Consider the following 1414-nt stretch of genomic DNA (forward strand, 5'->3'; position numbering starts at 1 on the left):
TCCACCCGGTGATCCTGTGCGGGGGCTCCGGCACGCGGCTGTGGCCGGCCTCGCGCGCGAGCATGCCCAAGCAGTTCGCTCGCCTCGTCGATCCGGAGCACTCCACCTTCCAGGCCACGGCCCAGCGCGTGGCCGAGCCCGGCCTGTTCGCCCGCGCCTGCGTGATCGCGGCGGCCGAGTCCCGCTTCATCGTCGCCGAGCAGCTCGCCCAGGCCGGGCTGTCGGCCGACATCATCCTCGAGCCGCAGGGCCGCGACTCCGCCGCCGCCGTCGCGGTCGCGGCGCTGCACGCCGCCACGCTCGACCCGCAGGCCGTCGTGCTCATCATGGCCGCCGACCACGTCATCGGCGACGCCGCAGCCTTCCGCGCCGCCGTGGCCACGGCCGCCGAGGGCGCGCGCGCCGGCGCCGTGATGACGCTGGGCATCGAGCCGACCCGGCCGGCCACCGACTACGGCTACATCCGCCGCGGCAGCCCGCTGCCGGGCCAGACGGGCGGCGCCTGCGCGGTCGAGCGCTTCGTCGAGAAGCCGGACCAGGCCGGCGCCGAGCGCCTCATCGCCGAGGGCGCGCTCTGGAACTCCGGCTACTTCCTGTTCCGCGCCGACGTGATGCTGGCCGAACTCGAGACCTTCGCGCCCGCCGTGCTCTCGGGCGCGCGCGCCGCGCTGGAGGCGGCGGCCACCGACCTCGACTTCACGCGCCTCGACGCCGAGGCCTTCGGGCAGATCCCGAAGATCTCGATCGACTACGCGGTGATGGAGCGCACCGGGCGGGCGGGCGTGCTGCCGGTGGCCTTCCCGTGGTCGGATGTCGGCACCTGGGACGCGGTCTGGGGGGTGCTCGCGCACGATGCGGACGGCAACGCGCTGCGGGGCCGGGTCGAGCTGATCGGCACGAAGAACAGCCTGGTGCACAGCGCGGGCGAGGGGCTGACGACCGTGGTGGGGCTGGAGGACGTGGTGGTGGTGACCACGCCCGACGCGGTTCTGGTGAGCTCGAAGGCCGAGGCGGGTCGGGTGAAGGAGCTGGTGGGCCAGCTGCGCACCAAGGCGCATCCGGAGGCGGACGCGCACCTGCGCATGTACCGGCCCTGGGGCTGGTACCAGCGCATCGACATCGGCGCGCGCTTCCAGGTGAAGCGGATCATGGTGACGCCGGGCGGGCGGCTGAGTCTGCAGAAGCACTACCACCGGGCCGAGCACTGGGTGGTGGTCAAGGGCACGGCCGAGGTGACGGTGGACGAGCGCGTGGTGCTGGTCCACGAAAACGAGGCGGTCTACCTGCCGATCGGCTCGATGCACCGCCTGACCAATCCGGGCAAGATCCCGCTCGAGCTGATCGAGGTCCAGGTCGGCTCCTATACCGGCGAGGACGACATCATCCGCGTCGAGGACATCTACGGACGCTGACG

The 1414-nt window shown here is 72.9% G+C and carries 1 protein-coding gene; it reads left to right on the plus strand.

Features of this window, described 5'->3' with window-relative positions; genetic code table 11:
* Positions 1-8 precede the first annotated feature (8 nt).
* On the plus strand, positions 9-1412 hold the full coding sequence (locus AX737_RS19065; protein ID WP_082773146.1) for a mannose-1-phosphate guanylyltransferase/mannose-6-phosphate isomerase: 1404 nt from the start codon (positions 9-11) through the stop codon (positions 1410-1412).
* The last annotated feature ends 2 nt before the right edge of the window (positions 1413-1414 follow it).

It is taken from the genome of Methylobacterium sp. CCH5-D2 (genome assembly GCF_001556475.1).
Classification (GTDB): Bacteria; Pseudomonadota; Alphaproteobacteria; order Rhizobiales; family Beijerinckiaceae; genus Methylobacterium; species Methylobacterium hispanicum.